The following is a 23,944-nucleotide window of genomic DNA, read 5'->3' as shown; positions in this document are numbered from 1 at the left end:
CCTCGCCCCGTTCAAGGACCACCTGGCACTCCCCCTGGCATGCGTCCGCCTCCCTATGGCCCGCCGCCGATGGGACCTCCACCTCCGTACGGCCCACCACGTCCCGTTGGCGCGCCTCCTCCCTACGGCCCGCCGCCAGGACGCGCACCCCTCCCGCCGCCGCGCCCGATGATGCCGCCGCAGCAGCCACCGTGGGGCCCACCACCTCCCGGCTACGGCCCCTACCCGGGAATGCCCCCGCGCAAGAGCAACAGCGGCCCGATCGTGGCGCTGGTGCTCGGTGGTGTGGTGATCCTCGGCTTGGGCGCGATCGGCGTCTTCTCGGCAACGCTGAGCAACAAGGTGAAGGACACGGGCTACTCGAACTACACGACGTACAGCCCGACCTACACCTACACATCGACAACAACAACGACCACCACGACGACGACCAAGAGCACCTCGTCGACCAAGACGCCGAGCACGCAACCGACGCCGGTCGGCCCGAAGGCGATCTACAAGCTCGCCGACCACCCGATCTTCAGCACCGGCGTCGGCGCGAACGACTTCGCCTCGTGCCCGTTGCCGAAGATGGAATACAGCCCCGCGGGCGAGGAGCGGTTCCTCTCGGCCGCGCTGCCGTGCATCGAGAAGGCGTGGCAGCCCGCGCTCAAGGCCGCCAACCTGCCGTACCAGCCGGCCGAGCTGCAGGTGTTCACCGGCACCACGCAGACGCCGTGCGGTTCAAGGCAGAACAACACGACGGCGATGTTCTGCCGGGGCGTCATCTACTGGCCCGGCAACTTCTACGCGAACGAGGGCGGCTCGACGGTCCGGCACCCCGGCGTCTACCTGGGGCAGCTCAGCCACGAGTACGGCCACCACATCCAGTGGCTGACCGGCATGCTGCGCGCGGCCGACCAGGCCCAGTACGACGTCGGCGGTTTCGACACCCCGAAGGGCCTGGAGCTCAACCGGCGGCTGGAACTGCAGGCCACCTGTCTCGGCGGCATGACGCTCGCGCCGTTCTCGCACAAGAACGTCGTGCCGATCGAGGTCGTGAACACCGGCCTGAGCGACTCGGGCAAACGCGGCGACTACAACCGCAGGCCAGACCACGGCAGCGCGCCCAACAACGAGCGCTGGGTGATGCACGGCCACAAGCAGAACGACATCAAGGCCTGCAACACCTGGGCGGCGAGCGCAGCGGACGTCTCATGAACCGATCCCCCGGCCCGTGCGTCTCAAGTACGTGGACGGGACGCGTTAGCCCGGTCGGGGGACGTGCGATCTCGCTCCGCCTATGCTCGTACCCGACCCAGGATGACCATTGGGGGGACCTCAGGCGATGACGCAACCACCGCCACCGGGCACCTGGCCGCCGCCGCGCCCGGTCGGCCCGCCACCGATGCCCGCACCGCTCGGGCAGCGTCCGCCTCAAGGCCCGCCCCCGCCGTACGGGATGCCACCCCAGGGTCCGCCTCCCGGCTACTACGGCCCGCCGCCACCGCCTCCCGGCCCGGTCATGCCGCCGCCGCAGCCGTCGTGGGGCCCGCCGCCTCCCGGCTACGGGCCGTATCCGGGCATGCCGCCGCGGCGCAGGAGCAACGGGCCGCTGATCGCCCTGATCCTGGGCGGCGTCGTGATCCTGGGCCTCGGCGCGGTCGGTGTCTTCGCGGCGACCCTGAACAGCAAGGTCAAGGACACGGGCTACTCGAACTACACGACGTACAGCCCGACGTTCACCCTGCCCAGCACGACGACGGAGGCAGCGGAGACGACGACGAGCGCACCGCGCACGTCCGCCTCGCGCACCCCCTCGGCCCCTGTCACCCCGGCGGGCCCGAAGGCCGTCTACGCGCTGGCCGACCACCCGTTCCTCAAGCCGGGCTTCGGCGCGAACACGATCCCGGGCTGCGCGCTGCCGGCGATGGACTACTCGCCGGCGGGCCAGGACCGCTTCCTGCGCGCCGCGCTGCCGTGCATCGAGAGCATGTGGAAGCCGGCGCTGGCCGCCGCGAACCTGCCATACCAGCCCGTCGAGCTGCACGTCGTCACCGAGACGGCGCAGTACCCGTGCGGCACGGTCCGCCCCGACCAGACGGCCCGGTACTGCCAGGGCGGCATCTACTGGACCGCGAACGCCTACGCCGCCGAGCGCAACCCGAACAACCCGAACCACCCCGGCAAGTACCTGGGCCAGCTCGCCCACGAGTACGGCCACCACATCCAGTGGCTCACCGGGATGCTCAAAGCCTCGGACCGCGCGCAGTACGACGCGGGCGGGTGGGATACTCCAAAGGGCCTCGACCTGAACCGCCGGATGGAGCTGCAGGCCACGTGCTTCGGCGGCATGTCGCTGGCCCCGTTGTCGCACGGAGCAATACCGATAGAGGTCATCCGGGTCGCCCTGACCGACGCGGGCAACCGGGGTGACTACGACATCTATCCGACGAAGGACCACGGCACGCCGCAGAACAACGCGACCTGGGTCGACCGCGGCTACAAGTCGAACAAGGCGTCCGAGTGCAACACCTGGGCAGCGGACCCAGGTTCCGTCTCCTAGGAAGGGGAGAACGTGACCCAACCAGCCAACAACAACCCGGTCCTGCTCGCGGGAGTGTTCGTGCTGGTGGTCGCGTTCGTCCTCGGAATCGGTCAACTGAGTCGCCCGAGAGTGGTCACCGGCCACGCCCTGGCGGGTTCCCGGCCGGCCTCGACGCCCCCGGCGGAGCCCTCCACGCCGATCCGCCCGCGCGCGGTCTACCGGCTGGCCGACCACCCGTTGCTGGTCAAGCCGGTCTCGCTGGCCCCGGTGACGTGCGCGCTGCCGCCGTTCGGCACCACGGACGCCACGCTGGCCGCCTACTACGCGGCGGGCGTCGACTGCCTCGACGCCGCCTGGGGCCCGCTGCTGACGTCCGCGAACCTGCCGTTCGACAAGCCGGTCCTGGACGCCTCGCCGGTGCTCAAGGACGGCCCGTGCGGTGAGGCGCCGGAGTCCGATCACGCGGTGGCCTACTACTGCGGCCGCAACCGCACGATCTACATGCCGACGGCCCGGCTGCGCGACAACGGCGGCGGCGACGCCCCGGCGACGCACCTGGCCACGCTGTCGCACGAGTACGGCCACCACGTCCAGGCGCTGACGGGTCTGCTGCGGGCGGCGGACCTGAAGATCACCGACGTGGGCGAGCGGACCCCTGCGGGCCTGGAGATGTCGCGCCGGATCGAGCTGCAGGCGAACTGCTTCGCCGGCATGTTCCTGACCTCGGCGGCGGGGCGCGGTTCGCTGACCGCGAACCTCGCGCGGCAGGCGCAGGAGGACTTCCAGTTCGCCATCGAGGAGAAGCCCGAGAACAACGCGCACGGGTCCGCCAAGAACCAGGCGCAGTGGGCTTCCGCGGGCTTCCGGGCGAACTCGACGGACGCCTGCAACACCTTCGCGGCGCCTCCGGCCCTGGTCGGCTAACGGAGGTAGGTCTGCTCGTCCACGTGGCGCGTGGGCGTTCCCAGGAACACCTTCGCGTCCCGTGGTGAGCCGTAGGCGAGGTTCAGCGTGGTCAGCAGGTAGTTGTAACCGCCGTCGCGCGGCCGCTGCCAGCGGTGGTTGAGCTGCCAGCGCACCCACTCCCCACGCGCGAGCCGGACCGGGGAAGGCCGGTTCCACCGTCGTGGTGTGGCGTGCATGGTGTCCTGCAGCTGCACGGACAGCACGTCGTCGTCCTCGCGGAGGGTGAGGGAGATCCGGTCGATCTCGCTGCTCTCCTTCGACCACACGGGTGCGAAGTCCTCCCATTCGAGCAGGCGGACCTCGTGCACCGCGGGTTTCAGGTGCGGCAGCGCGAACCCGACCGGCACGGCGTTGCGGCGGGTCGCGCCGGGCTCACCGCGGGACTGCTTGGTCCACTCGGTCTTCACCCACTGCACGATCACGTCCGCGTCCACCCGTCGATGGAATCAAACGCGGAGCGGCTCGGCGACCGGATTTACCGAGGGCAGCACGACGCGGAACACGGCTCCCTGCTCGGACGGCTCACAGGTCAGGTCCCCGCCGTGCGCCCGGATCACGCCGCGCGCGATGGCGAGGCCCAGCCCGGAGCCGCCGGAGCGCCGGTCGCGGGCGTCGTCGAGGCGGACCAGCCGGTCGAAGATCCGTTCCCGTTCGGCCTCGGGCACGCCGGGCCCGTTGTCGGAGACGGTGAACCCGGTGAGGTCGACTCGGATCCGGACGGTCCCCTGCGGACCGGTCGCCTGCCGGGCGTTGTCGACCAGGTTCGCGAGAACCTGCGCGAGGCGTTGCCCGTCACCGACGACGGCGGCCGGGACCCCCTCGGCGGTGATGTCGAAGTCGGGCGCCACGAACCGGGTGCGCGCCACCTCGGCCTCGGCCAGTCCCAGCAGGTCCACGGACTCCCGCTGCATCTCGTACCCGGCGTCGAGCTGGGCGAGGGCCAGCAGGTCGTCGACCAGCCGACCGGCCCGCCGCGCCTCCCTGACCAGCAGGAACGACATCTGGTCGCGGTCCGGCGAGTCGACGGGGGCCTGCACGAGGGCCTCGGCGACGGCCTGGACGCCGGTGATCGGCGTCCGCAGCTCGTGGGCGGCGTCGGCGACGAACCGCCGGGTCCGCTGCTCGGAGCCCTCCAGCGAGTCGAGCATCCCGTCGAACGCGGCCGCGGTCCGTCCCAGCTCGGTGTCGGTCCGCGAGGGGTTGAGCCGCCCGCCTCGATGGCCGGCGGCGATGGCCTGGGCGAGCGAGGTCATGGCGTCGAGCGGGGCCAGCGCCCGCCGCACCACCACGACGATCAGCAGGCCGGTGACGGCGATCGCCCCGAGCCCCAGCAGCACCAGCAGCTTCCGCAACCGGTGCTGTGCCTGCGAGATCGCCTCGGTGTCGGCGTACAGCGTGACCTTGTTGCGGCCGACGTTGCGGACCTGGCGGGTGAACTGGCCCTCGTCGGGCGCGTTGCCGACCGTCGTGCCGTTGGGCAGCTCGATGGTGACGTGGACGTTCTTCTTCGTCAGCGCGCTGACGACCTCTGCCGGGCGCCTGCCGTTCTTCAGCATCTCCACCGCACGTGTCTCGGTGGAGTTCAGCACCCCGCCGACGTCCTTGGAGGACTGCCCGGCGAACGTGCGGTCGACGGAGATCACCAACGCCACCAGCACGAGGAACAGCACCAGCAGCACCGACACGGCTACGCGGCGGCGCAGCGAGACCGTGCGGAGGTTCATTCCTCGGCTCGCAGCACGTACCCAAGGCCGCGAACGGTGTGCACGAGCCGTGTGCCGTGTTCCTCGATCTTGCGACGCACGGCGCTCACGTGGACCTCGACCAGGTTCGGGTCGTAGTCCTCGTAGCCCCACACGGCCGTAAGGATCTGCGTCTTGGACACGACTCGTCCGCGTTGCGCCGCCAGGTACACCAGCAGCCGCAGTTCGGTCGCGGTCAGGTCGATCGGCTGGTCGGCGCGCATGACGACACCGGCGTCGGCGTCCACGACCAGGTCGCCGACCTGCACGGTCGAGGGCGTCCTGCCGAGGCGCCGCAGCACCGCCGAGACCCGTGCCACGAGCTCTGCCAGCACGAACGGCTTGCCCACGTAGTCGTCGGCGCCGCCGGAGAGCCCGCGCAGCCGGTCCGGCACGCCGTCGCGCGCGGTCAGCATGACCACGCCGGCGCCGGACGAGCGGCGGATGACCTCGAGCAGCTGGAAGCCGTCGCGGCCGGGCAGCATCACGTCGAGCACGACCAGGTCGGGGCGGAAGCGACCGAGATCGGTCTCCAGCTGGCGCCCGTCCAGGCGGTGCTGCACCTCGTACCCGGACTCGCGCAGCGCGGACGACACCGCGGCGCCGATCGCCTCGGCGTCCTCGATCACCAACACCCTGGCGGACACCCCACCATTCTGCTGATCATCGGGACTTCGGGCGACTCGCCTTCAGCTCACGCTCAGAATGCGCGCGCACCCTGGGCGCATGTCGAAGAAATCAGCGTGGGCGGGCGCCATCGTCGCGGCCGTCGGGCTCACCGTCGGCGGCATCGCGGTCGCGACCGCGGCCGAGGGTCCCGACCGCGTGCCGAACGCGGCGTTCGCGGAACGTCACCCCGGTGGTCCCGGCAAGCCGGGCCGCCCGGACAAGGCCAAGCTCAAGGACAGCACGCTCGTCGTCGGACGGGTCAAGTCGGTCGAGTCCGGCAAGCTCACGATCACCAAGGACGACGGCAGCGAGGTGTCGTTGACCACTGACAGCGCGACGAAGCTGCGCGGCGGCGACCTCGCCGGGCTCAAGGCCGACCAGCGCGTGACCGTGCGCGTGAAGGACGGCAAGGCGCTCAACGTGGCGCTGGCGAAGGCGCAGGAACGCGGCACCGTCAAGGACGTCAACGGCGACAACGCCACGCTGGTCCAGGTCGACGGCCTGCAGACGCCGCTGGACCTGTCCGCGGTGACCGAGAAGCCGAAGAACGGTGACCTCGTCGCCGTGACCGGCTCGGTGACCGACGGCAAGACCATCAAGGTCGAGAAGCTCCGCCAGCTGCCGAAGTAAACCTGGGCTCCACGCGGGCCGCCGCGTCTGCGAACATCGCAGTGTGGCGGTTCCGCGAAGCCCGGACAGATGGGTGTTCATCCTGCTGGTCGTCGGACTGGTCGGGATCGGGGTCGCGCTCGCGCTCTTCTTGCCCGGCAAGGTGTTGGGCGCCGAGGAACCCCCCAGACCCGTGCAGGCCACAGTGGTCGAGAGCGGCTCGTGCGGCTCCGGCATGGACACGGTCGAGTGGGACGCCGACGGCCAGAAGAAGCAGGCCAAGCTCGACGGCTGCGGGCACACCAAGGGCGAGACCGTGGAGATCGTGCACACCGGCGGCGAGATGGTGTCGTCCGCCGCGTCCGTCCCGGTCGGACTCCCGGTCGGGCGCCGCCTCACCGCGCTGCTGCTGTGCATGGCAGCACTGGCGGGCGGCTTCTACGCGTTCCTCTTCCGCTACGCGCCTCTGCGCGCACCGGCCGTGATGCCTACTCCACGGCGGGCGGAACCGATTTCCTGACGCCGGCGAGGATGCCGACGACATCGCACGCCATGGCGGCCACGTCGTCGATCTGCTCGGCGAGGTCCATGTCGGTGAAGGTGAAGCACGCTGTTCCGTCGGCGATGTCCACGGCGGGCGGCGAGTAGGACCTCAGCTGGGCGAGGACCTTCCGTTCGGTGTCCCCCGACACGAGAGGCGCCAGGCTCCCCAGGGTCCCGTAGCGCTGGGCGCCCTGGATCGGGTTCATCTGCAGGTCTCCCGGCAGGTCCGGCGCGTCCACCGCCACCACGAGGCCGGGGACGACGGCCCACCTGGTCGGGACGCCCTGGTAGGTCCCGGCCACCCTCGACGAGGCGAAGACGGCGACCCGCACGGCCCGCCCGTCGTGCGTTCCCGCCACCGCCGCGTGCCGCGTCAGGCCCACGTCGCCTATCCGCCCCGCCGGCACGTCCTCGTCGTCGGCGACCTTCCGCCACCGGGTGCTGCCCGCCAGGCGCCGGAGCGTGCCCGCGCCGACGGAGAGCGAGCGGGCCTGGGCGTTCTCCTGCGCGACGTTGACGACCGACGCCACGATGACCGCGATCAGCACGAAGAGCCCGATCACCACCAGGACCTGCGTCAGACCCATGTGTCCTCCGAGAGGTATGGCTCCCCGGTCGTGGGGAGCCCCTCATTGGACTACTCGCGGGGCGCGCGTTCACTCTTCTCCGGGCGGAGTCACCTTCTTGACGTAGAGCAGCCGGTCGCCCGGCTCGATCGCGTCGGCCTCGGGGGCGTCCACCCGGTACAGCGTCCCGTCCCGCACGACGCCGAGCACGATGTCGGGCAGGTGCCGCGGCGACCCGCCGATCTCGCTCTTCTCGACGTCCCGTTCGGCGATCGCGAGCCCCGCGTCCGGCGTGAGCAGGTCCTCGACCATCGCCACGACGGACGGCGTCGCGGTGGCCATGCCGAGCAGGCGACCGGCCGTCTCCGACGACACGACCACCGAGTCGGCGCCGGACTGCTTGAGCAGGTGCTCGTTCTCCCGTTCCCGCACCGACGCCACGATCTGCGCCTTGGGGGCGAGCTCACGGGCCGTCAACGTCACCAGTACGGCCGTGTCGTCCCGGTTCGGTGCAACGACGATCGCGCGCGCACGGGCCGCACCGGCGACCCTCAGCACGTCGTTGCGCGTACCGGACCCGTGCACGACCACGAGCCCCTTCGCGGATGCCGCGTCCAGCGACTCCTGCACGGTGTCGACGACGACGATCGAGCCGGGATCGACACCGTCGCCGAGCAGCGCCGCGACCGCAGAGCGTCCCTTCGTGCCGTAACCGACGACCACAACGTGGTCACGCACGACCCGCCTCCACTTCTGAATGCGCAACGCCTGACGGGAGCGCTCCGTGAGAACTTCGAGTGTCGTGCCGACCAGCACGATCAGGAACAGGACCCGCAACGGCGTGATGACCAGGACGTTGACCAGCCGCGCCGACGACGACGCGGGCGTGATGTCGCCGTAGCCGGTCGTCGAGAGAGACACCGTCGCGTAGTAGAACGCGTCGAGCAACGAGACGCCGTCCTCGTTGACATCGCGGTAGCCGTCACGGTCCAGGTACACGATCATCACCGCGAGCAGCAGCGCCGCCATCGCGCCGATGACGCGCTTCAGGATCGCGCGGACAGGGCTCTCGACCTTGTCCGGCATCCTGATCACGCCGACGAGCGAGTGCGACGCTTCATCAGACAGGCTCATCGGGACAACCTCTTCGCGATATCCGCTTCGGCAAGCATTCGCCACAGGTGCGCCGCCGCCTCCGCGCCCTTGAGGAGCAACGGCACCACTACGCGCTCGTTCGGCGCGTGGACGCGATCATCCGGCAAGGTCGCACCGAGGTAGACGAGGGGCACCCCGAGGAACTGCTGGAGCACCGCCGCGGGCCCGGACCCGCCGGCCCGCGCGAACCTCACGGGCTGGTCGAAGGCCAGTTCCATGGCCGTTCTGACGGCGTCGTTGGCCGGGTCGTCCGGGCTGATCGCGTACGGCGGCACTCCCTCGCCGCGGAGGCTGACCTCGGCCCGGATGCCTTCCGGCGTGTGCTGGGCGACGAACCGTTCGAGCTGGTCCTTGACCTTGTGCGGGTGCTGGTCGGGCACCAGGCGGAAGCTGATCTTCGCCGTCGCACTGGCGGGGATGATCGTCTTGAGTCCTGGCCCGGTGTAGCCGCTGCTGATGCCGTTGACCTCGGCGGTGGGCCGGACCCAGATCCGTTCGAAGGTGCTGTAGCCCGTCTCGCCGCTGGTTTCTTGAGCTCCCCCGCCGTTGCGCGCCAACCACTCCCGCTCGTCGAACGGCAGCGCGGCGTAGTCCTCACGCTCCTTTGTGGACGGTTCGCGGACGTCGTCGTAGAAGCCTTCGAGCTGGATCCTGTTGTCGTCGTCGTGCAGCGCGGCGATCAGTTTCGCGAGAGCCGTCGCCGGGTTCGGAATAGCGCCACCCGCACGCCCGGAATGAACGTCATCGGTGCCACCGGTGAACGTGATCTCGGCCCCGAGAACACCGCGCTGCCCGGTGGTGATCGTCGGCGCGTCGCGTTGGTGCAATGCCGTGTCGGTGAACACCACGAGATCGCATCCGAGTCGATTCCGATGATCTTCGAGCAGCTTTCGCAGATGCGGCGACCCCGATTCCTCCTCGCCTTCGACGAAGAGTTTCACCGTGACACTCGGCGCATTCTGTCCGGTCGCCGCCAGATGCGCTTTCACCGCGAGCAGGTGCATCGCGACCTGCCCCTTGTCGTCGCTGGCACCCCGCCCCCGGATCTCGTCCCCGCTGATCACGGGCTCGAACGGCGGATGCTCCCAGCGCTCGACCGGATCGACCGGCTGCACGTCGTGATGGCCGTACACGAGCACCGTCGGCGCCTGCGGATCAGCGGCGGGCCAGCACGCGAACACAGCGGGAAGCGTCGGCCCGTCCCCCCAGATCTCGACCTCGGGCCACCCGTCCTGTTGCAGCTCCTTTGCCAGCCACTCAGCGGATCTCCGCACGTCAACGTGGTGCGTCGGCTCCACCCCGATGCTCGGAATCCTGATCCACTCGCAGAGCCCGGCGACGAAGGAATCGGTCAGCGCGGCGACAGCGGCGCGTTCGGCACGTTCGGAATGACGAGAATCACCTGCCACGGCCGTGCAGAATAGGCCAGCCCCGCCTCGCCTACGCGGCGTAGGCATGACAGGGTGACGCCATGGAACCAACCCGTTCCCGAGCGCGGTCGGCGCTGGCGCTCGCCGCACTGCTAGGCCTGGCAGGAGCAACCCACTTCACCAGGCCGAAGTACTACGACGCGATCGTCCCCCGCGCACTGCCCGGCACCCCGAGGCAATGGACGTACGCGTCAGGCGCGGCAGAACTGGCCGTCTCCCTGGCCGTGGCCGTCCCCAGAACCCGCCGCCTGGGCGCATTCGCGGCCACCGCACTCTTCGTGGCCGTGTTCCCGGCAAACGTGAAAATGGCTCTAGATTTCCGGGACAAGTCGCCCAAAGCCCGCGCAATCGCCTACGGCCGCCTCCCCCTGCAGCTACCGCTAGTGGCATGGGCGTGGAAAGTGGCGAAAGGCTCCCCATGACCACCCTGGGTAATCCTTAACCAAGTGTCCCGCAAACGCTGTCATTTCCCGCGCGAGGAACCTTAGGATGCGCCCTGTGCAAACGCTCCTTCAGCGCGCCGCGACCGCGCTCGGCTGGGACGGAGTCGTCGTTCCCGACGTCGCCGTCCTGGGCCAGCAGGTGTCCGCGGTAGTGCGTTTGCTGCCCGAAGTGCACGAGTGGAGAACCGCGAACGGCTGGCCCCCACGCGCCGACCCGTCGTGGTTCCGCTCGTGGTTCGAGCCGGCAGCGCACGACCGCCTCCCCGTCGCCGCCGTGGAACTGATCGGTGTGCTGGTCAGCGAGTCCACCACGGACCGCGCCCTGCAGTCGTGCGGCACCCTGCTGACCTTGGCGCCGTGCGCGGTGATGCTCCCCCGCACCGACTCGTCCCAGGCCTGGTCGTTCATCGAGCTCGACTACTACGGGATCGGTGTGGTGGTCGGGGACGACACCTCCGCCGATCTGATGGTGCCGCCGGAGGACCGGTCGCCGGAGTTCGGGCCTTCGTTGTTCGGGCGGTGGTTGCTCGAGGTTCTGTATGAGCGGGTGTTGAAGGCTTCGCATGCGCCGGCGGAGAGCAGCTCGCAGGGGTGAGCCGGGCTCTTGGGTGAGTGGGTCTGCCGGGAGCCAGCACGATCGATCGCCGGAACCAGCAACCCTCAAGGCCGAGCCGTCCGCAGGACCTGAGCAGTCCGCGAGGACGAGCAGTCCGTGGATGCCAGGCCAACCGCAAGGCCGAGCACCACAAAGTACGAGCAGCCGACCCGAGCAGCCGCTGCCCCCCGCGCGCTTCCTTGTCACGCAACGAGCAAAACGCGTTCCAGGTTCCCGGCTATCCACAGGTTACCCGGATTCCCATAACCGCAGGTCAAAACCCCGCATCCTGTGGACAACTCGCGATCATGCCCAACCGAAGGTCAAGACCCGACCCGAATCAGGACTCCACCGACCGGATCAGGTCCCTCAGCCCCTGCTCCTCCAGCAGATCAGCGGGCCGAACAGTGTGGTCATGCCGCACGTAGTGGAACGCCGCCCGAACCTGCTCCAACGGCGCCCCCACCAAGGCAGCCCAAGCCAGCCGGTAAGCAGCCAACTGCACCGACAGCGCCGGCAGGGCCTCGGCGTCCGGCACCGCGCCCGTCTTCCAGTCGACCACGGTCCACCCGTCCGGGTCGCGGTACACGGCGTCCATGCGGCCGCGCACCGAGATGCCGTCGAACTCCGCCTCGAACGGCACCTCGACGTCGTGCGGGGTGCGGTCTGCCCAGGCGCTGGCCAGGAACGACTCCTTCAGGCGTTCGAGGTCGGCGTCCGGGGCGGCGTCCGCGTCGCCGGCGCCTGGGAGTTCGTCGAGGTCGAGCAGACGGGTGGCGCCGAAGCGGTTTTCCAGCCACGTGTGGAAGGCCGTACCTCTGCGGGCCAAGGGGTTCGGTGGGAACGGGAGTGGGCGGCGCAGGCGGCGGGCCAGGAGGTCCGGGTCCTTGGCCAGCTCTACCAGTTGTGAGACCGAGAGGTGGTCTGGGAGGGACACCTGTTCGCGGCGGTTCTGGGAGGCGGCGCGTTCTGCCAGCAGCACGTCCACGTCGCTGGCCCAGCCTTCCAGGTCCGCCTCCAGAGGCATTTCCGGGTCGTCTGGGACCACGTCGTCGGGGAGTGGTTCTGGTTCCGGCGGGAAGTCGTCGTCCGGGGGCTCGTCGTCGGGGGGTGGGTAGTCGTCGTCGAGGATTTCGGGTTCTGGGGTGTCGAAGATCAGGGGTAGCGGGGCCGGCGGGGCGTTGCGGAGGGTGTCCAGGGCTGCCAGGACCATTTTGGCGCCCTCGACTACCGCGTCGCGGCGCTTGCCCAAGGGGTCGGAGGGCCAGATCGACGACTTCACGTCTTCGGCCAGCGGGTTCGGGGCGTCCGCGTCCGGCTCGTCGGACCAGACTGAGATGTCGCCTGGCGGGTTGTCGCGTTGCAGGACCTCGTGCATCTCCTGCAGGAACACCGACGGGCCCTTCGGCTTGTCGCCGGCCTCCGCCCACCAGTGGCCCGACATCAGGAGGCTGTGTTCGGCTCGGGTCACGCCCACGTAGAAGAGGCGGCGTTCTTCTACCAGGCGGCGGTCTTCGAACTCCTCCGCGTGGATCGTGAGTGCCTCGTCCACCTCCTTGCGGTTGAAGCCTGCTGAGAGCTTCAACTTGGGGAGGTCTGCCGAGTCGCCGCGTAGGGGGGCCGGGAGGTCGGTGACGTTCTTGAGCCAGCACGAAGACTTCTTGCGGCCCGGGAAGACGTCGCGGACCAGGTGTGGCAGGGCGACGATCCGCCACTCCAGGCCCTTGGCCGAGTGGACGGTGAGGATCTGGACTCGGTCCTCGGAGACCTCGACCTCGCCTGGTTCCAGGCCGTCCTCGGCGTGTTCGGCCGTGTAGAGGTAGTCGAGCAGCGACGGGAGGGTCGCGGACGGCGAGGCGGCGGCGAAGTCCGTCACCACGTCGGAGAAGGCGTCCAGGTGGGCGCGGCCGACCATGCCTGGGCGTGACATCGACTCGATGTCCAGCAGCAGTGTGCGTTCGACGTCGGCCACGAGTTCGGACAGCGGTTGGTCCAGCCTGCGCCGCAACGCCGCCAGCTCGCCGCCGAGCCTGCGGATCCTGCGGTAGCCGTCGGGTGAGTAGGAGTCCGCGTCACCTGGGTCGTCCAGGGCGTCGGCGAGGCCTGCCTGTTCGGCGTGTTCGCCCGGCAGCGCGTCTGCCAGCACCAGCAGTGGATCGTCCACAACGGACTGTCGTGGCGCAACGCCGGCCAGGTCGCGTGCCCTCGACCACAACGCTGCCAGGTCCACTGCGGCCAGACGCCAGCGCGAACCGGTCAGCAGGCGGGCGGCGGCGGTGCCTGCCAGCGGGTCGACCAGAACCCGCAGCGCTGACACCAGGTCGCGCACCTCGGGTTCGTCCAGCAGGCCGCCCAGGCCGACTACCTCTACGGGCAGGCCGCGTTCGCGCAGGGCTGCGGCGATGGCGGCCATGTCCGAACGGCGGCGCACGAGCACGGCGGCGGTCGGCGGGACGCCCTCGGCGTCGAGGTGCGCTTCCCATTGCGCCGCAACGTTGTCCGCCATCCAGTCGAGCTCGGCGCGGATGTCCATGTGCAACGCCAGCCGGACGTCGCCTGGACCGGCGCCTGGCCGGGCTCGCAGTTCGTCGACGTCCAGGCCTGCCTCGCGCAGTGGCAGCGACACGGCGTTCGCGAGTTCGAGCACCTCGGGCGGGTTGCGGAAGCTGGTCAGCAGACCGAACTTCCGCGTCGGCGGGAAGTCCTCGGCGAAGCGCGGCAGGTTCGCGGCCGACGCGCCGCGCCAGCCGTAGATGGCCTGCGCCGGGTCGCCCACCGACGTCACCGGCATGGGTTCGCCGTCGCCGAACAACGAGCGCAGCAGCACTCGTTGCGCGTGCCCGGTGTCCTGGTACTCGTCCAGCAGCACGGCGCCGTACCGCTCGCGCTCTCCGGCGGACACCTCGGGGAACGCGGCGAGCTGCGCCGCCAGCGACATCTGGTCCGCGAAGTCCAGCGCCGCTTCCTTGCGCTTGCGCTGCTGGTACGCGTCCAGCAACGGCAGCATCGCGATCCGCAACCGTTGCGCCGCAACGATCTCGCGCAGCTTCTCCGGCAACGCGTCCCGTTGGCGGGGCGCGCGCGGAGCGTTCTCGACCAGCGCGCAGAACTCGAGGGCGTGCGCTTCCAACGCCTCCGGCGTCACCAGGTGCTCGCCCAGCTCACCGGCCAGCGACAGCAGGTACCCGGTGATCGTCGCCGGCACCTTGTCCGTGTCCAGGTCGCGCGCCCAGGTCGACACCACCCGGTGCGCGAGCTGCCACGACGACGTCTGCGTCAGCAGCCGCACGCCGGGCTCCACCGGCAACCGGAGCCCGTGCTCGGTCACCAGACGCCCCGCGTAGGCGTGGTAGGTCAGCACCACGGGCTCGCCGGTCAGGACGGCCATCTTGCGCTCGCCACTCGGGTCCAGTTCGTCCAGGAGGGACGATCCGGCCAGCCTGCGCAGCCGGGCGCGCACGCGGTCGGCGAGCTGGCGCGCGGCCTTGCGCGTGAACGTCAGGCCGAGCACGCGGTCGGGCAGCACGAGACCGTTCGCCACCAGCCACACCACGCGCGCGGCCATGGTCTCGGTCTTGCCGGCACCGGCGCCCGCGATCACCAGCGCGGGCTGCGCGGGTGCGGCGATCACCTCGGCCTGCTCGGGTGTCGGCTTGTTCAGCCCGAGCGCCTCCGCGATCTCAAACGGGCTGACGGTCACCAGTACATCTTCCTACCCGGCCCACCAGCGGCCGCACCAGGCGGGACGGTGTGTTCGCCGACAGTTCGAGAACGAGAAACGCGCAGGTCAACAGTGCTTACTCACTGACCTGCCTGCCGGAGGGGTGGATGGGGCACGTCGTGCGGGCCGGGCAGCGATCGCAGTCCGCGTTCTCCCTGGCCGTGTACTGCGGCCCGAGCACGGACTCCGCGGCACCCTGCACGACCTCCAGCCACGCCCGCACGCCCTGCTCGTCCAGCGGCGCCTGGGTGCGTTCGACAGCTCCTGTCTTCTTGTCCTCCTTCGCCACGTAGAGCAGGCGCGCGCCGCCTGGCTCCGTTCCCAGTCCGATGTGGGTGAAGCCGCCCAGCGACGACGCGAGCTGGTAGACGGCCAGCTGCGGGTGTTCCTGCGAGGCCTCGCGCGACACCGGGCTCTTGCCGGTCTTGAGGTCGATCACCACTGGACGCCCGTCGGCGTCGTGTTCGAGACGGTCGACCCGGCCCCTGACCTGCAGCCACGGTCCCCCGTCGCGTTTGGGGACCTCGACGACCATCTCCTCCTCGACCGCGACCTGTGTGAGCTGACTGCGGCTCATCGTCAGCCACGCGAGGAACGTGTCGAGCATCTTCTCCACCCGCAGGCGTTCGCGGCGGGAGAACCACGGGGCGCCGGCGTCCACGGCTGCCCACGCCTCGTCGAGCTTCACCCGCAGCTGCGCCGAGTCCGCCCCCGAGGCCGCGGCCTGCGCCAGCGCGTGGACCAGCGTGCCCGTGACCGAGGCGAGCTCCGCCGGGTCCTGCCCCCCGTGCCGCTCGACGACCCACCGCAACGGGCACTTCGTGATCACCTCGATGGTCGACGGCGTCACGCTGACCTTCTGGTCCTCGGTCCACAGTGGAGCGTCGACGGACACCTCCGCCAGGCCGTACCAGGACTCCGGGTGCGCACCGGGCACCCCGGCCTCGGCCAGCCTGGCCAGCTGCTCGGCGGCACGCGACCGGCGGTCGGGGGCCTCGTCGTCCGAGCACACCACCCGCCGCAGCTCGCCGACGAGCTCGCCCAGCACCAGGCCGCGCTGCGGCCGGTGCAGCTTCCGTTCGTCCTCCGAGGACGACTCGATCTCGTCCAGGAACCGCGACGGCTGCTCGTCCTCGCCCCGCACCGCGCTGATCAGCAGCTTCGACCGCGCCCGCGAGGCGGCGACCAGCAGCAGGCGGCGTTCCTCGGCGAGGATCGGTGCCACCGCCGACACCGAGGGCTCCATGCCGGCCAGCACGTCCACCATGCGTTCGACGCCCAGGACCGTGCCGCGCAGCCGCAGGTCAGGCCAGCTGCCCTCCTGCACGCCGGGCACCGCGACGACCTCCCACTCACGCCCGGCGGCCGAGTGCGCCGTCAGCACGGACACCGCCTCGCCGGTCGGGGCCGACGCGGCCAGCGTGTCTCCCACGATCCGTTGCGACTCCAGGTAGTCCGCGAACCCGGCGACACCCGACCCCGGCAACCGGTCGACGTACTTCGCGGCCGCCTCGAACAACGCCACGATCGAGTCGAGGTCTCGGTCCGCCTGCATGCCCGGCATCCCGCGCCGGGCCGACTGCGTCACCCAGCGGTCCTGCAGCCCCGTCGCCGTCCACATGTCCCACAGCACGACCTCGACGGACTTCCCCGCCTCGATCGCCTTGCGCGCCAACGCCAGCAGGTGCCCGATCCGCCGCGCGGGCAACGACTCCGCGTCCTCCAGCGCCGCCAGCCGGTCCGCGTCCTCCACGACCTCGACCAGCAGCTCGCCGCTCGGCCTGTCGCCGCCCGCCGCCATCTCCAGCCGCCGCAGACCACGCCGCAACCGCCGCAGCGCCAACGGATCCGCGCCACCGTAGGACGACGACAGCAGCATCGCCGCCGTGTCCTCGTCCAGCGTCCCCGGCGCCGCCGCAGCACGGATCAACGCGAGCAACGGACGCACGGAAGGCTGCTGCGCCAACGGGAACTCGTCCGACGCCACGGACACCGGCACGCCGGCGGCGAGCAAAGCACGTTGCAACACCGGCAACGACAACGTCGCCGACCGCACCACCACGGCCATCCGCGACCACGGCACCTCATCGGCCAGATGCGAACGCCGCAACTGGTCCGCCACCCACGTCGCCTCCTGCGCGGCCGACGCGAGCAACCGCACCTGCACCGACCCCTCGCCGTCGACCGGCTCCACCAGACGCGCAGGAGAGGCACCGGGCAGCCGCGCCGCCAGCCGCGCCACCGCGTCCCGGATCTCGGGCATCATCCGGTGCGACTGCCGCAGCACGACGGTCTCCCCGTCGGCGTCCCGCAGGATCTCCGGATCGGCACCGCGGAACGTGAAGATCGCCTGGTCCGGATCACCGGCCAGCACGAACCGCGTGGCCCCCGAGCCGAGCGAGCGGATCAGCGAGTACTGCATCGGGTCGAGGTGCTGCGCGTCGTCGACCAGCAGGTACCGCACCCGCCGCCGTTCGCCGAACAGCAGGTCCTCGTCGTTCACGAACGCCGCGTACGCCGACGACACCAGCTCGGCCGCGTCGTAGGCCGGGGCGTACGCCGTCGCGGAGTCCATGCCGGACAGCAGGTTCACCGCCTCGTACTGCGCCCCGAACCGCCCGGCCGCCACCCACTCGTCGCGCCCCTGCTGCTCGCCGAGCTCGATCAGGTCCTCCGGCCCGAGCCCGCGTTCCGCCGCCCGCAGCAGCAGATCCCGCAGCTCGTGCGCGAACCCCGGCAGCTCCAGGGCAGGCCGCAACCGCTCCGGCCACTTCAACGCGCCCAGCTCCACGTCACCGGCCAGCAGCTCGCGCACCATCGCGTCCTGGTCGGGCCCGGACAGCAACCGCGGCGGCGGCTCGCCGAGCAGCACCGCCTGGTTGCGCAGCACGGCGAACGCGTAGGAGTGCACGGTCCGCACCAACGGCTCGCGGATCGCGGACAGCCGCCCCGTGAGCAGCTGCGTGATCTGCGCGCGCAACGCCACCGACGCACGCCTGTTCGCCGTCAGCACGAGCACGTTCTCCGGATCGGCCCCGTGCTCCAGCACGACGTGCGCGGCCAGTTCGGCGAGCAGCGTCGTCTTGCCCGTGCCGGGGCCGCCGAGCACCCGGACGAAGCCGTCACGAGAGAAGACCCCCTGGGCAGCGGCGTCCCACCGGGGACGCGGGCGCGTCTCCGGCCTTCTGCGGACCAGCTGGGGTGGAAGTGCCACGCCTCGATTGCACCACGCGACACCGACAAGATCGTTCACGCCCGCCGCGTGGCGGGGAACTGCGCTGTTCAGGGCTGTGAACACGGCCGCCGCCACCAGTCGGCCGAACCGCCGGACGATTTCGTCTACCTTCTTGACAGATAGTGGTGGTCTAGTCCATTTTTGAAGACGTTGTGAGCCCCCTCACTGCCAGCTCCGCCGCCCTGGACCGAGCAGTCTTTGGAGGACTGATGAAGCGGTTCCTCGTCGGCGCTGTCGCTGCCACGTGCGCGGCGATCATGCTGCCCACGACCGCACAGGCGGCCGTCAACCCCGTGCTCGCGGCGCCCTACCTCTACCAGTGGGGCGGTCAGCCCAACCCCGCCACGGTCATGCAGCAGACGGGCATCAAGAGCTTCACCCTCGCGTTCATCCTGAGCAACGGCACGTGCAACCCGCAGTGGGACGGCAACCGCTCGCTGACCGGGTCGGACAAGACCCTGATCAACAACATCCGCGCGGCCGGCGGTGACGCGGTGCCGTCGATCGGCGGCTGGTCCGGCAACAAGCTCGGCCAGTCCTGCACCTCCGTGAGCGCACTCGCGGGCGCCTACCAGAAGGTGATCGACGCCTACGCGCTCAAGGCGATCGACATCGACATCGAGGCCGCCGAGTTCGAGAACAACACCACGCAGGACCGCGTGCTCGGCGCGCTGAAGATCATCAAGCAGAACAACCCCGGCGTGAAGACCGTCATCACCATGCCGACGGACCGCACCGGCCCGAACTCCTGGGGCAAGCGCCTGATCACGCGGGCCAAGGAGCTCGGAGCGCCGATCGACACGTGGGCCGTCATGCCGTTCGACTGGGGCAGCGGCGGTGACATGTTCGCCTACACCAAGAGCGCCGTCGACGGCCTGAAGAACCACGTCAAGTCGACCTTCGGCCTCACGGACGACGCGGCGTACCGGCGCAGCGGCCTGTCGTCGATGAACGGCAAGACCGACACCGGCGAGACCGTCACCCCGCAGAACTTCCGCGACATCGTGGCCTGGTCGAACTCCAAGCACCTGTCGCGCGTCTCGTTCTGGGCCGTGAACCGCGACCGCGGTAACTGCGGGGCAATGAGCTCCTCATGCAGCGGCATCAACCAGCAGACCTACGAATTCACCAAGGCGCTGGCCGGTTTCACTGGCTAGTGCGGTGACCGCCGCACTCCAACTTCTCCGGTGGCCGGACGTGACCCCGACCCCGTCCGGTCACCGGAGTTCCAGGTCCTCCAGGAACTCACCCGGTTCACGAGCCACCCCGAAGTGGTCGCCGGTCGCGAAGTCCGCACCGGCGTCCCGCCACCACGCGGCCAGCTCGGCGCTGTCGATCCCCTCCACGGCGATCGCCACGCCCCGCTCCCGCAGCAACGGCAGAAGCGCAGCGACGTACTCAGACCGGCTCTCCACCAGGCCACGCGCCACCCGCACGGCGCGCAGCGGCATGTCGGCCGTGAGCAGGCCGAAGTCCAGCGGCCCCATGCCGAAGTCGTCGATCGCCGTCAGGACGCCCATGCGGGCGAGCACGGCGACGTTGTCCGCGGCGTCGGCCACGGTCAGCACCGCGCCGGGCACGCTGACCATCAGCTTCTCGACGGGCACCCCGATCCCGTCGAGCACCTCCACCACCCGTGAGACCAGGTCCGCGTCGGCCGCCTGATGCGCGGTGAGCCGCACGGCCAGCGGTTTGTCGAACTGCCCGCGCTGCCGCCACCACGTCGACTGACCGCCGGCGACCTTCAGCAGCCACCCGCCGAGCGGCAGGATCAGCCCGGTCTGCTCGGCGAGCTCGGCACAGCGGTCGTGGCCCAGCACCCCGACTCCCGGCCTGTCCCAGCACAGCTCCGCTTCGGCACCGACGACCGAACCGTCCGTCAGCCGGACGATCGGCTGGTACCGCACGGTGATCTCGCCGTTCTCCCACGCGGCCGGCATCTCCACGGCCAGCGCGTCGTCGCGGCGTTCCTCGGCGTCCTGGCCGGCGTGGAACAGCTCCCACTGCCCGCGCCTGCCCTTCTTGGCCCTGCGCAACGACCGTTCCGCCGACCGCAGCACGTCGAGCGGCTCCACGTCGCTGCCCGGCCGGTGCACCACGCCCGCGCTGACCGACGCCGCCACCCCGTGACCCTCCACGAAGGTCGGTTCGAGCACCAGGTCGTCGTTGATGCTCTTCATGATCGCGTCGATGCTCGGCGTGGTCGCCGTGTTCTCCACGAGGACGCCGAACTCGTCGTCGCCGAACCGGGCGATCATGACCCTCTCGCCCGCCAGCAACGCCTGCAGGCGCTGTGCCACGTGCTGCAGGAACCGTTCGACGACCCGGCCGCCGAAGGTGTCGCGCAGCATGCCGAACGCGTCGAGGTCGATGTGGAAAACCGTGATGCCGTGCTCGGGATCGGCCTTGCGCAGCGCGATCTCCAGCTGCGTGGTGAAGAACTGGCGGTTCGGCAGCCCGGTCAGCACGTCGTGCAGCGCCTGCCGCTTCAGCTCGCTCTGCAGCAGCGCCAGCTCGGTGCCGTCCTCGACCACCACGACGAAGTGGCTCGGCTTGTTGTCGGCGCCGCGCAGCAGGGACGCGGTGAGCGTCACCCGCGCGGACTCTCCGTCGTTGCGCAGCAACCGCTGCGACTGCCGGACGCGATCGGTGCTGCCGGCGGCGAGGGCTGTCATCGCGTCGCGCAGCATGTCGGTGAAGGCGGGCTCGATCAGGTCGAGCAGCGGTGTGCCGGTGAGCTCGTCCGAGGTGCGCCCGAGGATCTGGCCGATGGCCTCGTTCACCTGGAGCAGCCTGCCCTCGAGGTCGACGATCAGCACGCCGTTCGTGGACGACGTGACGACCTCGTTGAAGCGGGCCTGGCTCTCCTTGAGGTTCCAGTTCGCGTCGCGGACGGCCTTGAGCAACGACCGCTGCATGCTCTCCTGCTGCACGAGCACGGACTCCGCGTTGGCCGCGGTGAAGCCGGCGCCGAGCGCGCCCATCGCGAGCGCGATCCGTTCCGCGTATCGCTCGACCGGCTGGAACTCGGGCAGCGCGAGCAGGCCCTTGCCGAGCACCTCGCTCGTGCAGCGCAGCCCGAACTTCCCGAGGTGACCGAGCGTCGCCAAATCGGCGCCGGCGGCCTCGATCGGGGCAGTCGTGAACGGTTTTTCGTGCAACATCGAACACAAGGAATCGAGCCGAATGCTCAGTTCCTCGTCGAGATCGTCGCGGCCCAGCGGAATCGCCACGGCTCCGAGCAGGCGATACGACCATTTCCGGGCGAGCGTCTGCCGCGCCCGGACATTGTCCTGGGGCGATGGCGTTGCGCCAGGGATTCTACCCGGGGTGGACATTCGAGGACTTCCCCGCAATGCTCGGTGGATCCCGGCAGTTTACCCACGCACAGTCGCCCATGCCTCAACCGGCCGCGTGAATCAAGTTCACACCATCGAGAATGGTTATGGCTTCCTGCCGACGCCCGCGAACGCGATCCTGTTCACCGCGGGATCGTCCGAGACGTCACCGGGGCCGGCGGGTCGCCATTCGGCGTACTTGACCACGCCCGGCTCGACCAGTTCGAAATCACCGAAGAAGGACTCGATCTCGGCGCGGTCGCGGTAGGCGACGTCGCCGCCGCCGGACTTGGCCATCCGGTCCGTCACGGACCTGGCCTCCTCGTTCACGTGGTCGCCCGCCATGTGCGAGATCGCCAGGAAGCTCCCGCTGGGCAACGCCTCGCGGTAGCGCTTGAGCAGGCTCTGCGGGTCCGCCTCGTCGGGCACCCAGTGCACCATGAACAGCATCAGCAGGCCGATGGGCTTGTCGAAGTCGAGCAGCCGGTTCACCTCGCCGCTGTTCAGGATGCTCTCCGGATCGCGCATGTCGGCCTGCAGCACGCCGACGCGGTCGTTGCCCGCGACGATCAGCTCACCGTGCGCGACGGCGACGGGATCGCGGTCCACGTACATGACGCGGCACTCGGGAGCCTCCGCCTGCGCGACCTCGTGCACGTTCGCCACCGTCGGGATGCCCGAGCCGATGTCCAGGAACTGACGCACGCCCTGCTCGGTCATGAACCGCACGGCGCGACGAAGGAAAGCCCTGTTGAGCCGTGCCGCGCTGCGGGAGTGCGGCATCATCTGCTCGGCCTTGTCCCCCATGACGCGGTCGACCGCGAAGTTGTGCGCGCCCCCGAGCAGGTAGTCGTACACCCGTGCCGCACTGGGTACGGAAACGTCCACGCTCTGTGGAATCCAGTTCTGCTCGCTGGACACGCTGATCACCCTCTTCAGGTTGCGGACGCACTAGCTTAGTCATGCACAAAGCGCACTCGACTACGCCGCAAGTGTGAACGCACTCCACCCGATCGGGCACTGTCACTCTGACCCGAACGACTCATAGGGTGGCTCGACTCTTTCCACCTCGCGAGGAGCGATGATGTCCGTCCCGGTGGCACCCGGCAGGTTGCCATTTCTCGGGCATTCATTGCCTATGCTCAGGAAAAGATTCGCATTCACCGGGAATTTACGAGGTCAAGGTGAACTCGTAGAAGTCCATCTGGGACCGATGCGCGCCTATTTCGTCGCCAGCGCGCGGTTGACGCACCAGGTGCTGGTCACCGACGCGCCGAAGTTCCACAAAGGCCGGATGTACGACAAGTTCCGCCCGTTCGTCGGCAACGGGCTCGCGCTCTCCAACGGCGCCTTCCACCTGCGTCAGCGCCGGATGATGCAGCCCGCGTTCCACCGCGACCGGATCGCGGGCTACGCCAAGATCATGTTACGTGCGGCGCAGGACCTGCTGGACGGCTGGCGCCCCGGCGAGGTGCGGCAACTGGAGGCCGACATGCAGGGCCTCGCCGTCACGATCGTCGGTGAGGCGCTCTTCTCCACCGAGATCGGCCGCAAAGCGATCGACGAGGCACGCCGGTCGGTCTTCGTGATCATCAAGAACGGCATCCTGCGCGCGCTCTCACCGGGGTTCGTCGAGAGGCTGCCGATCCCGGCCAACCGCGAGTTCGACGAGGCCATCGCCCGGATGCGCGCGATCGTGCACGAGGTCATCGAGAGCCGCCGCGACGACGAGACGGACCACGGCGACCTGCTCACGATGCTGCTGGCCGCCAGGGACCCCGAGACCGGCGAGCCGATGACCGACGAGCAGGTGTTCGACGAGGTCGTCACGCTGCTGACCGCGGGGATCGAGACCACCGCGCTGGCGCTGGCCTGGATCTTCCACGAGATCGGCGCCGACCCCGAGGTCGAGCGGCGGGTGCAGGCGGAGGTCGACGAGGTGCTGGCGGGACGTCCGGTCACGATCGACGACGTGCCGAGGCTGACGTACCTCGGCCAGGTGGCGACCGAGGTCCTGCGCAAGTACCCGCTCTGGCTCGTCATGCGCCGCACAGCCGAGGAGGTCGAGCTCGGCGGCGCGGTACTGGAGCCGGGCACCGAGGTCATCCTCAGCCCGCACACCATGCACCACGACCCGGCGCACTTCCCGGATCCCGAGCGCTTCGACCCGGACCGCTGGACGCCCGAGCGCGCGAAGCTGCTGCCGAAGGGCGCGTTCGTCCCGTTCGGCGGCGGCATCCACCAGTGCATCGGGAACCACTTCGCGTTGACCGAGATCGCCATCGTCGTGGCGACGGTCTGCGCGCGCTACCGGCTGGTCCCCGACCGGCCCGTGCGCACCAGGTTCACCAATGCGGCCTACCCCAACGACCTGATGATGAAGGTCGTCCCCCGCTAGCTGGAGG

Annotated in this window: 19 protein-coding genes; 9 read left to right on the top strand and 10 right to left on the bottom strand. The window is 70.0% G+C overall.

Annotated elements, in window-relative coordinates:
* Positions 1 to 231: 231 nt before the first annotated feature.
* From ACSHWB_RS19470 to ACSHWB_RS19460, 3 genes are all read left to right on the top strand, one after another.
* Positions 232 to 1,200, top strand: a complete 969-nt coding sequence (locus ACSHWB_RS19470; protein WP_439663424.1) for a neutral zinc metallopeptidase — start codon at positions 232 to 234, stop codon at positions 1,198 to 1,200.
* A gap of 127 nt (positions 1,201 to 1,327) precedes the next feature.
* Positions 1,328 to 2,545: a neutral zinc metallopeptidase gene (locus ACSHWB_RS19465; protein ID WP_439663423.1), complete on the top strand. Its 1,218-nt coding sequence runs from the start codon at positions 1,328 to 1,330 to the stop codon at positions 2,543 to 2,545.
* Between the two features lie 12 nt (positions 2,546 to 2,557).
* Positions 2,558 to 3,451: a neutral zinc metallopeptidase gene (locus ACSHWB_RS19460; RefSeq protein WP_439663422.1), complete on the top strand. Its 894-nt coding sequence runs from the start codon at positions 2,558 to 2,560 to the stop codon at positions 3,449 to 3,451.
* Here ACSHWB_RS19460 and ACSHWB_RS19455 read toward each other — a convergent pair.
* Genes ACSHWB_RS19455 through ACSHWB_RS19445 form a run of 3 tightly spaced genes read right to left on the bottom strand, consistent with a single transcriptional unit; the run spans position 3,448 to position 5,882 of the window.
* Positions 3,448 to 3,927, bottom strand: a complete 480-nt coding sequence (locus tag ACSHWB_RS19455) for a hypothetical protein (protein WP_439663421.1) — start codon at positions 3,925 to 3,927, stop codon at positions 3,448 to 3,450. The genes ACSHWB_RS19460 and ACSHWB_RS19455 overlap by 4 nt on opposite strands.
* A gap of 12 nt (positions 3,928 to 3,939) precedes the next feature.
* The gene (locus tag ACSHWB_RS19450; RefSeq protein WP_439663420.1) at positions 3,940 to 5,217 is read right to left on the bottom strand and encodes a sensor histidine kinase; all 1,278 of its coding nucleotides are present in this window, start codon (positions 5,215 to 5,217) and stop codon (positions 3,940 to 3,942) included.
* A complete protein-coding gene (locus tag ACSHWB_RS19445; protein ID WP_439663419.1) occupies positions 5,214 to 5,882 on the bottom strand; it encodes a response regulator transcription factor in 669 nt (222 codons plus the stop codon). Before ACSHWB_RS19445 ends, ACSHWB_RS19450 begins: the two co-directional genes overlap by 4 nt.
* 79 nt (positions 5,883 to 5,961) lie before the next feature.
* Here ACSHWB_RS19445 and ACSHWB_RS19440 point away from each other — a divergent pair, with 79 nt between their 5' ends.
* Together ACSHWB_RS19440 and ACSHWB_RS19435 are read left to right on the top strand one after the other, a co-directional pair.
* Positions 5,962 to 6,534, top strand: coding sequence for a hypothetical protein (locus tag ACSHWB_RS19440; protein WP_439663418.1), 573 nt, complete (start codon positions 5,962 to 5,964; stop codon positions 6,532 to 6,534).
* Positions 6,535 to 6,577: 43 nt separating this feature from the next.
* On the top strand, positions 6,578 to 7,033 hold the full coding sequence (locus ACSHWB_RS19435; RefSeq protein ID WP_439663417.1) for a hypothetical protein: 456 nt from the start codon (positions 6,578 to 6,580) through the stop codon (positions 7,031 to 7,033).
* Here ACSHWB_RS19435 and ACSHWB_RS19430 read toward each other — a convergent pair.
* From ACSHWB_RS19430 to ACSHWB_RS19420, 3 genes are all read right to left on the bottom strand, one after another.
* The gene (locus ACSHWB_RS19430) at positions 7,002 to 7,643 is read right to left on the bottom strand and encodes a hypothetical protein (protein ID WP_439663416.1); all 642 of its coding nucleotides are present in this window, start codon (positions 7,641 to 7,643) and stop codon (positions 7,002 to 7,004) included. The genes ACSHWB_RS19435 and ACSHWB_RS19430 overlap by 32 nt on opposite strands.
* Before the next feature lie 69 nt (positions 7,644 to 7,712).
* The gene (locus ACSHWB_RS19425) at positions 7,713 to 8,756 is read right to left on the bottom strand and encodes a potassium channel family protein (protein WP_439663415.1); all 1,044 of its coding nucleotides are present in this window, start codon (positions 8,754 to 8,756) and stop codon (positions 7,713 to 7,715) included.
* Positions 8,753 to 10,186, bottom strand: coding sequence for a M20/M25/M40 family metallo-hydrolase (locus ACSHWB_RS19420; RefSeq protein WP_439663414.1), 1,434 nt, complete (start codon positions 10,184 to 10,186; stop codon positions 8,753 to 8,755). Before ACSHWB_RS19420 ends, ACSHWB_RS19425 begins: the two co-directional genes overlap by 4 nt.
* Positions 10,187 to 10,248: 62 nt before the next feature.
* Here ACSHWB_RS19420 and ACSHWB_RS19415 point away from each other — a divergent pair, with 62 nt between their 5' ends.
* Both ACSHWB_RS19415 and ACSHWB_RS19410 read left to right on the top strand, forming a co-directional pair.
* The gene (locus ACSHWB_RS19415) at positions 10,249 to 10,629 is read left to right on the top strand and encodes a DoxX family protein (RefSeq protein ID WP_439663413.1); all 381 of its coding nucleotides are present in this window, start codon (positions 10,249 to 10,251) and stop codon (positions 10,627 to 10,629) included.
* 76 nt (positions 10,630 to 10,705) lie between these two features.
* Positions 10,706 to 11,245 (top strand): hypothetical protein, encoded by a 540-nt coding sequence (locus ACSHWB_RS19410; protein ID WP_439663412.1) that lies wholly within the window; start codon positions 10,706 to 10,708, stop codon positions 11,243 to 11,245.
* Positions 11,246 to 11,585: 340 nt separating this feature from the next.
* On the opposite strand, the gene ACSHWB_RS19405 is transcribed toward ACSHWB_RS19410, so the two are convergent.
* Positions 11,586 to 14,945, bottom strand: a complete 3,360-nt coding sequence (locus ACSHWB_RS19405; RefSeq protein WP_439663411.1) for an ATP-dependent helicase — start codon at positions 14,943 to 14,945, stop codon at positions 11,586 to 11,588.
* A 97-nt stretch (positions 14,946 to 15,042) separates the two neighbouring features.
* Entirely contained in the window at positions 15,043 to 18,180 is a 3,138-nt protein-coding gene (locus ACSHWB_RS19400) for an ATP-dependent helicase (protein ID WP_439663410.1), read from the bottom strand.
* 230 nt (positions 18,181 to 18,410) lie between these two features.
* On the opposite strand from ACSHWB_RS19400, the gene ACSHWB_RS19395 reads away from it, so the two are divergent.
* Positions 18,411 to 19,358, top strand: a complete 948-nt coding sequence (locus ACSHWB_RS19395) for a chitinase (RefSeq protein ID WP_439663409.1) — start codon at positions 18,411 to 18,413, stop codon at positions 19,356 to 19,358.
* A 60-nt stretch (positions 19,359 to 19,418) separates the two neighbouring features.
* On the opposite strand, the gene ACSHWB_RS19390 is transcribed toward ACSHWB_RS19395, so the two are convergent.
* Both ACSHWB_RS19390 and ACSHWB_RS19385 read right to left on the bottom strand, forming a co-directional pair.
* Entirely contained in the window at positions 19,419 to 21,434 is a 2,016-nt protein-coding gene (locus ACSHWB_RS19390; protein WP_439663408.1) for a putative bifunctional diguanylate cyclase/phosphodiesterase, read from the bottom strand.
* Positions 21,435 to 21,644: 210 nt separating this feature from the next.
* Positions 21,645 to 22,469: an SAM-dependent methyltransferase gene (locus ACSHWB_RS19385; protein ID WP_439663407.1), complete on the bottom strand. Its 825-nt coding sequence runs from the start codon at positions 22,467 to 22,469 to the stop codon at positions 21,645 to 21,647.
* A 154-nt stretch (positions 22,470 to 22,623) separates the two neighbouring features.
* On the opposite strand from ACSHWB_RS19385, the gene ACSHWB_RS19380 reads away from it, so the two are divergent.
* Entirely contained in the window at positions 22,624 to 23,937 is a 1,314-nt protein-coding gene (locus ACSHWB_RS19380) for a cytochrome P450 (protein WP_439664630.1), read from the top strand.
* The last annotated feature ends 7 nt before the right edge of the window (positions 23,938 to 23,944 follow it).

The organism is Lentzea sp. HUAS TT2, assembly GCF_051853195.1.
In the GTDB taxonomy this organism is placed as follows: Bacteria; Actinomycetota; Actinomycetes; order Mycobacteriales; family Pseudonocardiaceae; genus Lentzea.
The sequence above is the reverse complement of the archived record's forward strand: the minus strand, read 5'-3'. Positions and strand labels throughout refer to the sequence as shown.

Coding starts and splice junctions, on each gene's coding strand:
- ACSHWB_RS19470 (WP_439663424.1), top strand. CDS start 232: ATGCCCCCGCGCAAGAGCAACAGCGGCCCGATCGTGGCGCTGGTGCTC.
- ACSHWB_RS19465 (WP_439663423.1), top strand. CDS start 1,328: ATGACGCAACCACCGCCACCGGGCACCTGGCCGCCGCCGCGCCCGGTC.
- ACSHWB_RS19450 (WP_439663420.1), bottom strand. CDS start 5,217: ATGAACCTCCGCACGGTCTCGCTGCGCCGCCGCGTAGCCGTGTCGGTG.
- ACSHWB_RS19440 (WP_439663418.1), top strand. CDS start 5,962: ATGTCGAAGAAATCAGCGTGGGCGGGCGCCATCGTCGCGGCCGTCGGG.
- ACSHWB_RS19430 (WP_439663416.1), bottom strand. CDS start 7,643: ATGGGTCTGACGCAGGTCCTGGTGGTGATCGGGCTCTTCGTGCTGATC.
- ACSHWB_RS19425 (WP_439663415.1), bottom strand. CDS start 8,756: ATGAGCCTGTCTGATGAAGCGTCGCACTCGCTCGTCGGCGTGATCAGG.
- ACSHWB_RS19415 (WP_439663413.1), top strand. CDS start 10,249: ATGGAACCAACCCGTTCCCGAGCGCGGTCGGCGCTGGCGCTCGCCGCA.
- ACSHWB_RS19395 (WP_439663409.1), top strand. CDS start 18,411: ATGAAGCGGTTCCTCGTCGGCGCTGTCGCTGCCACGTGCGCGGCGATC.
- ACSHWB_RS19380 (WP_439664630.1), top strand. CDS start 22,624: ATGTCCGTCCCGGTGGCACCCGGCAGGTTGCCATTTCTCGGGCATTCA.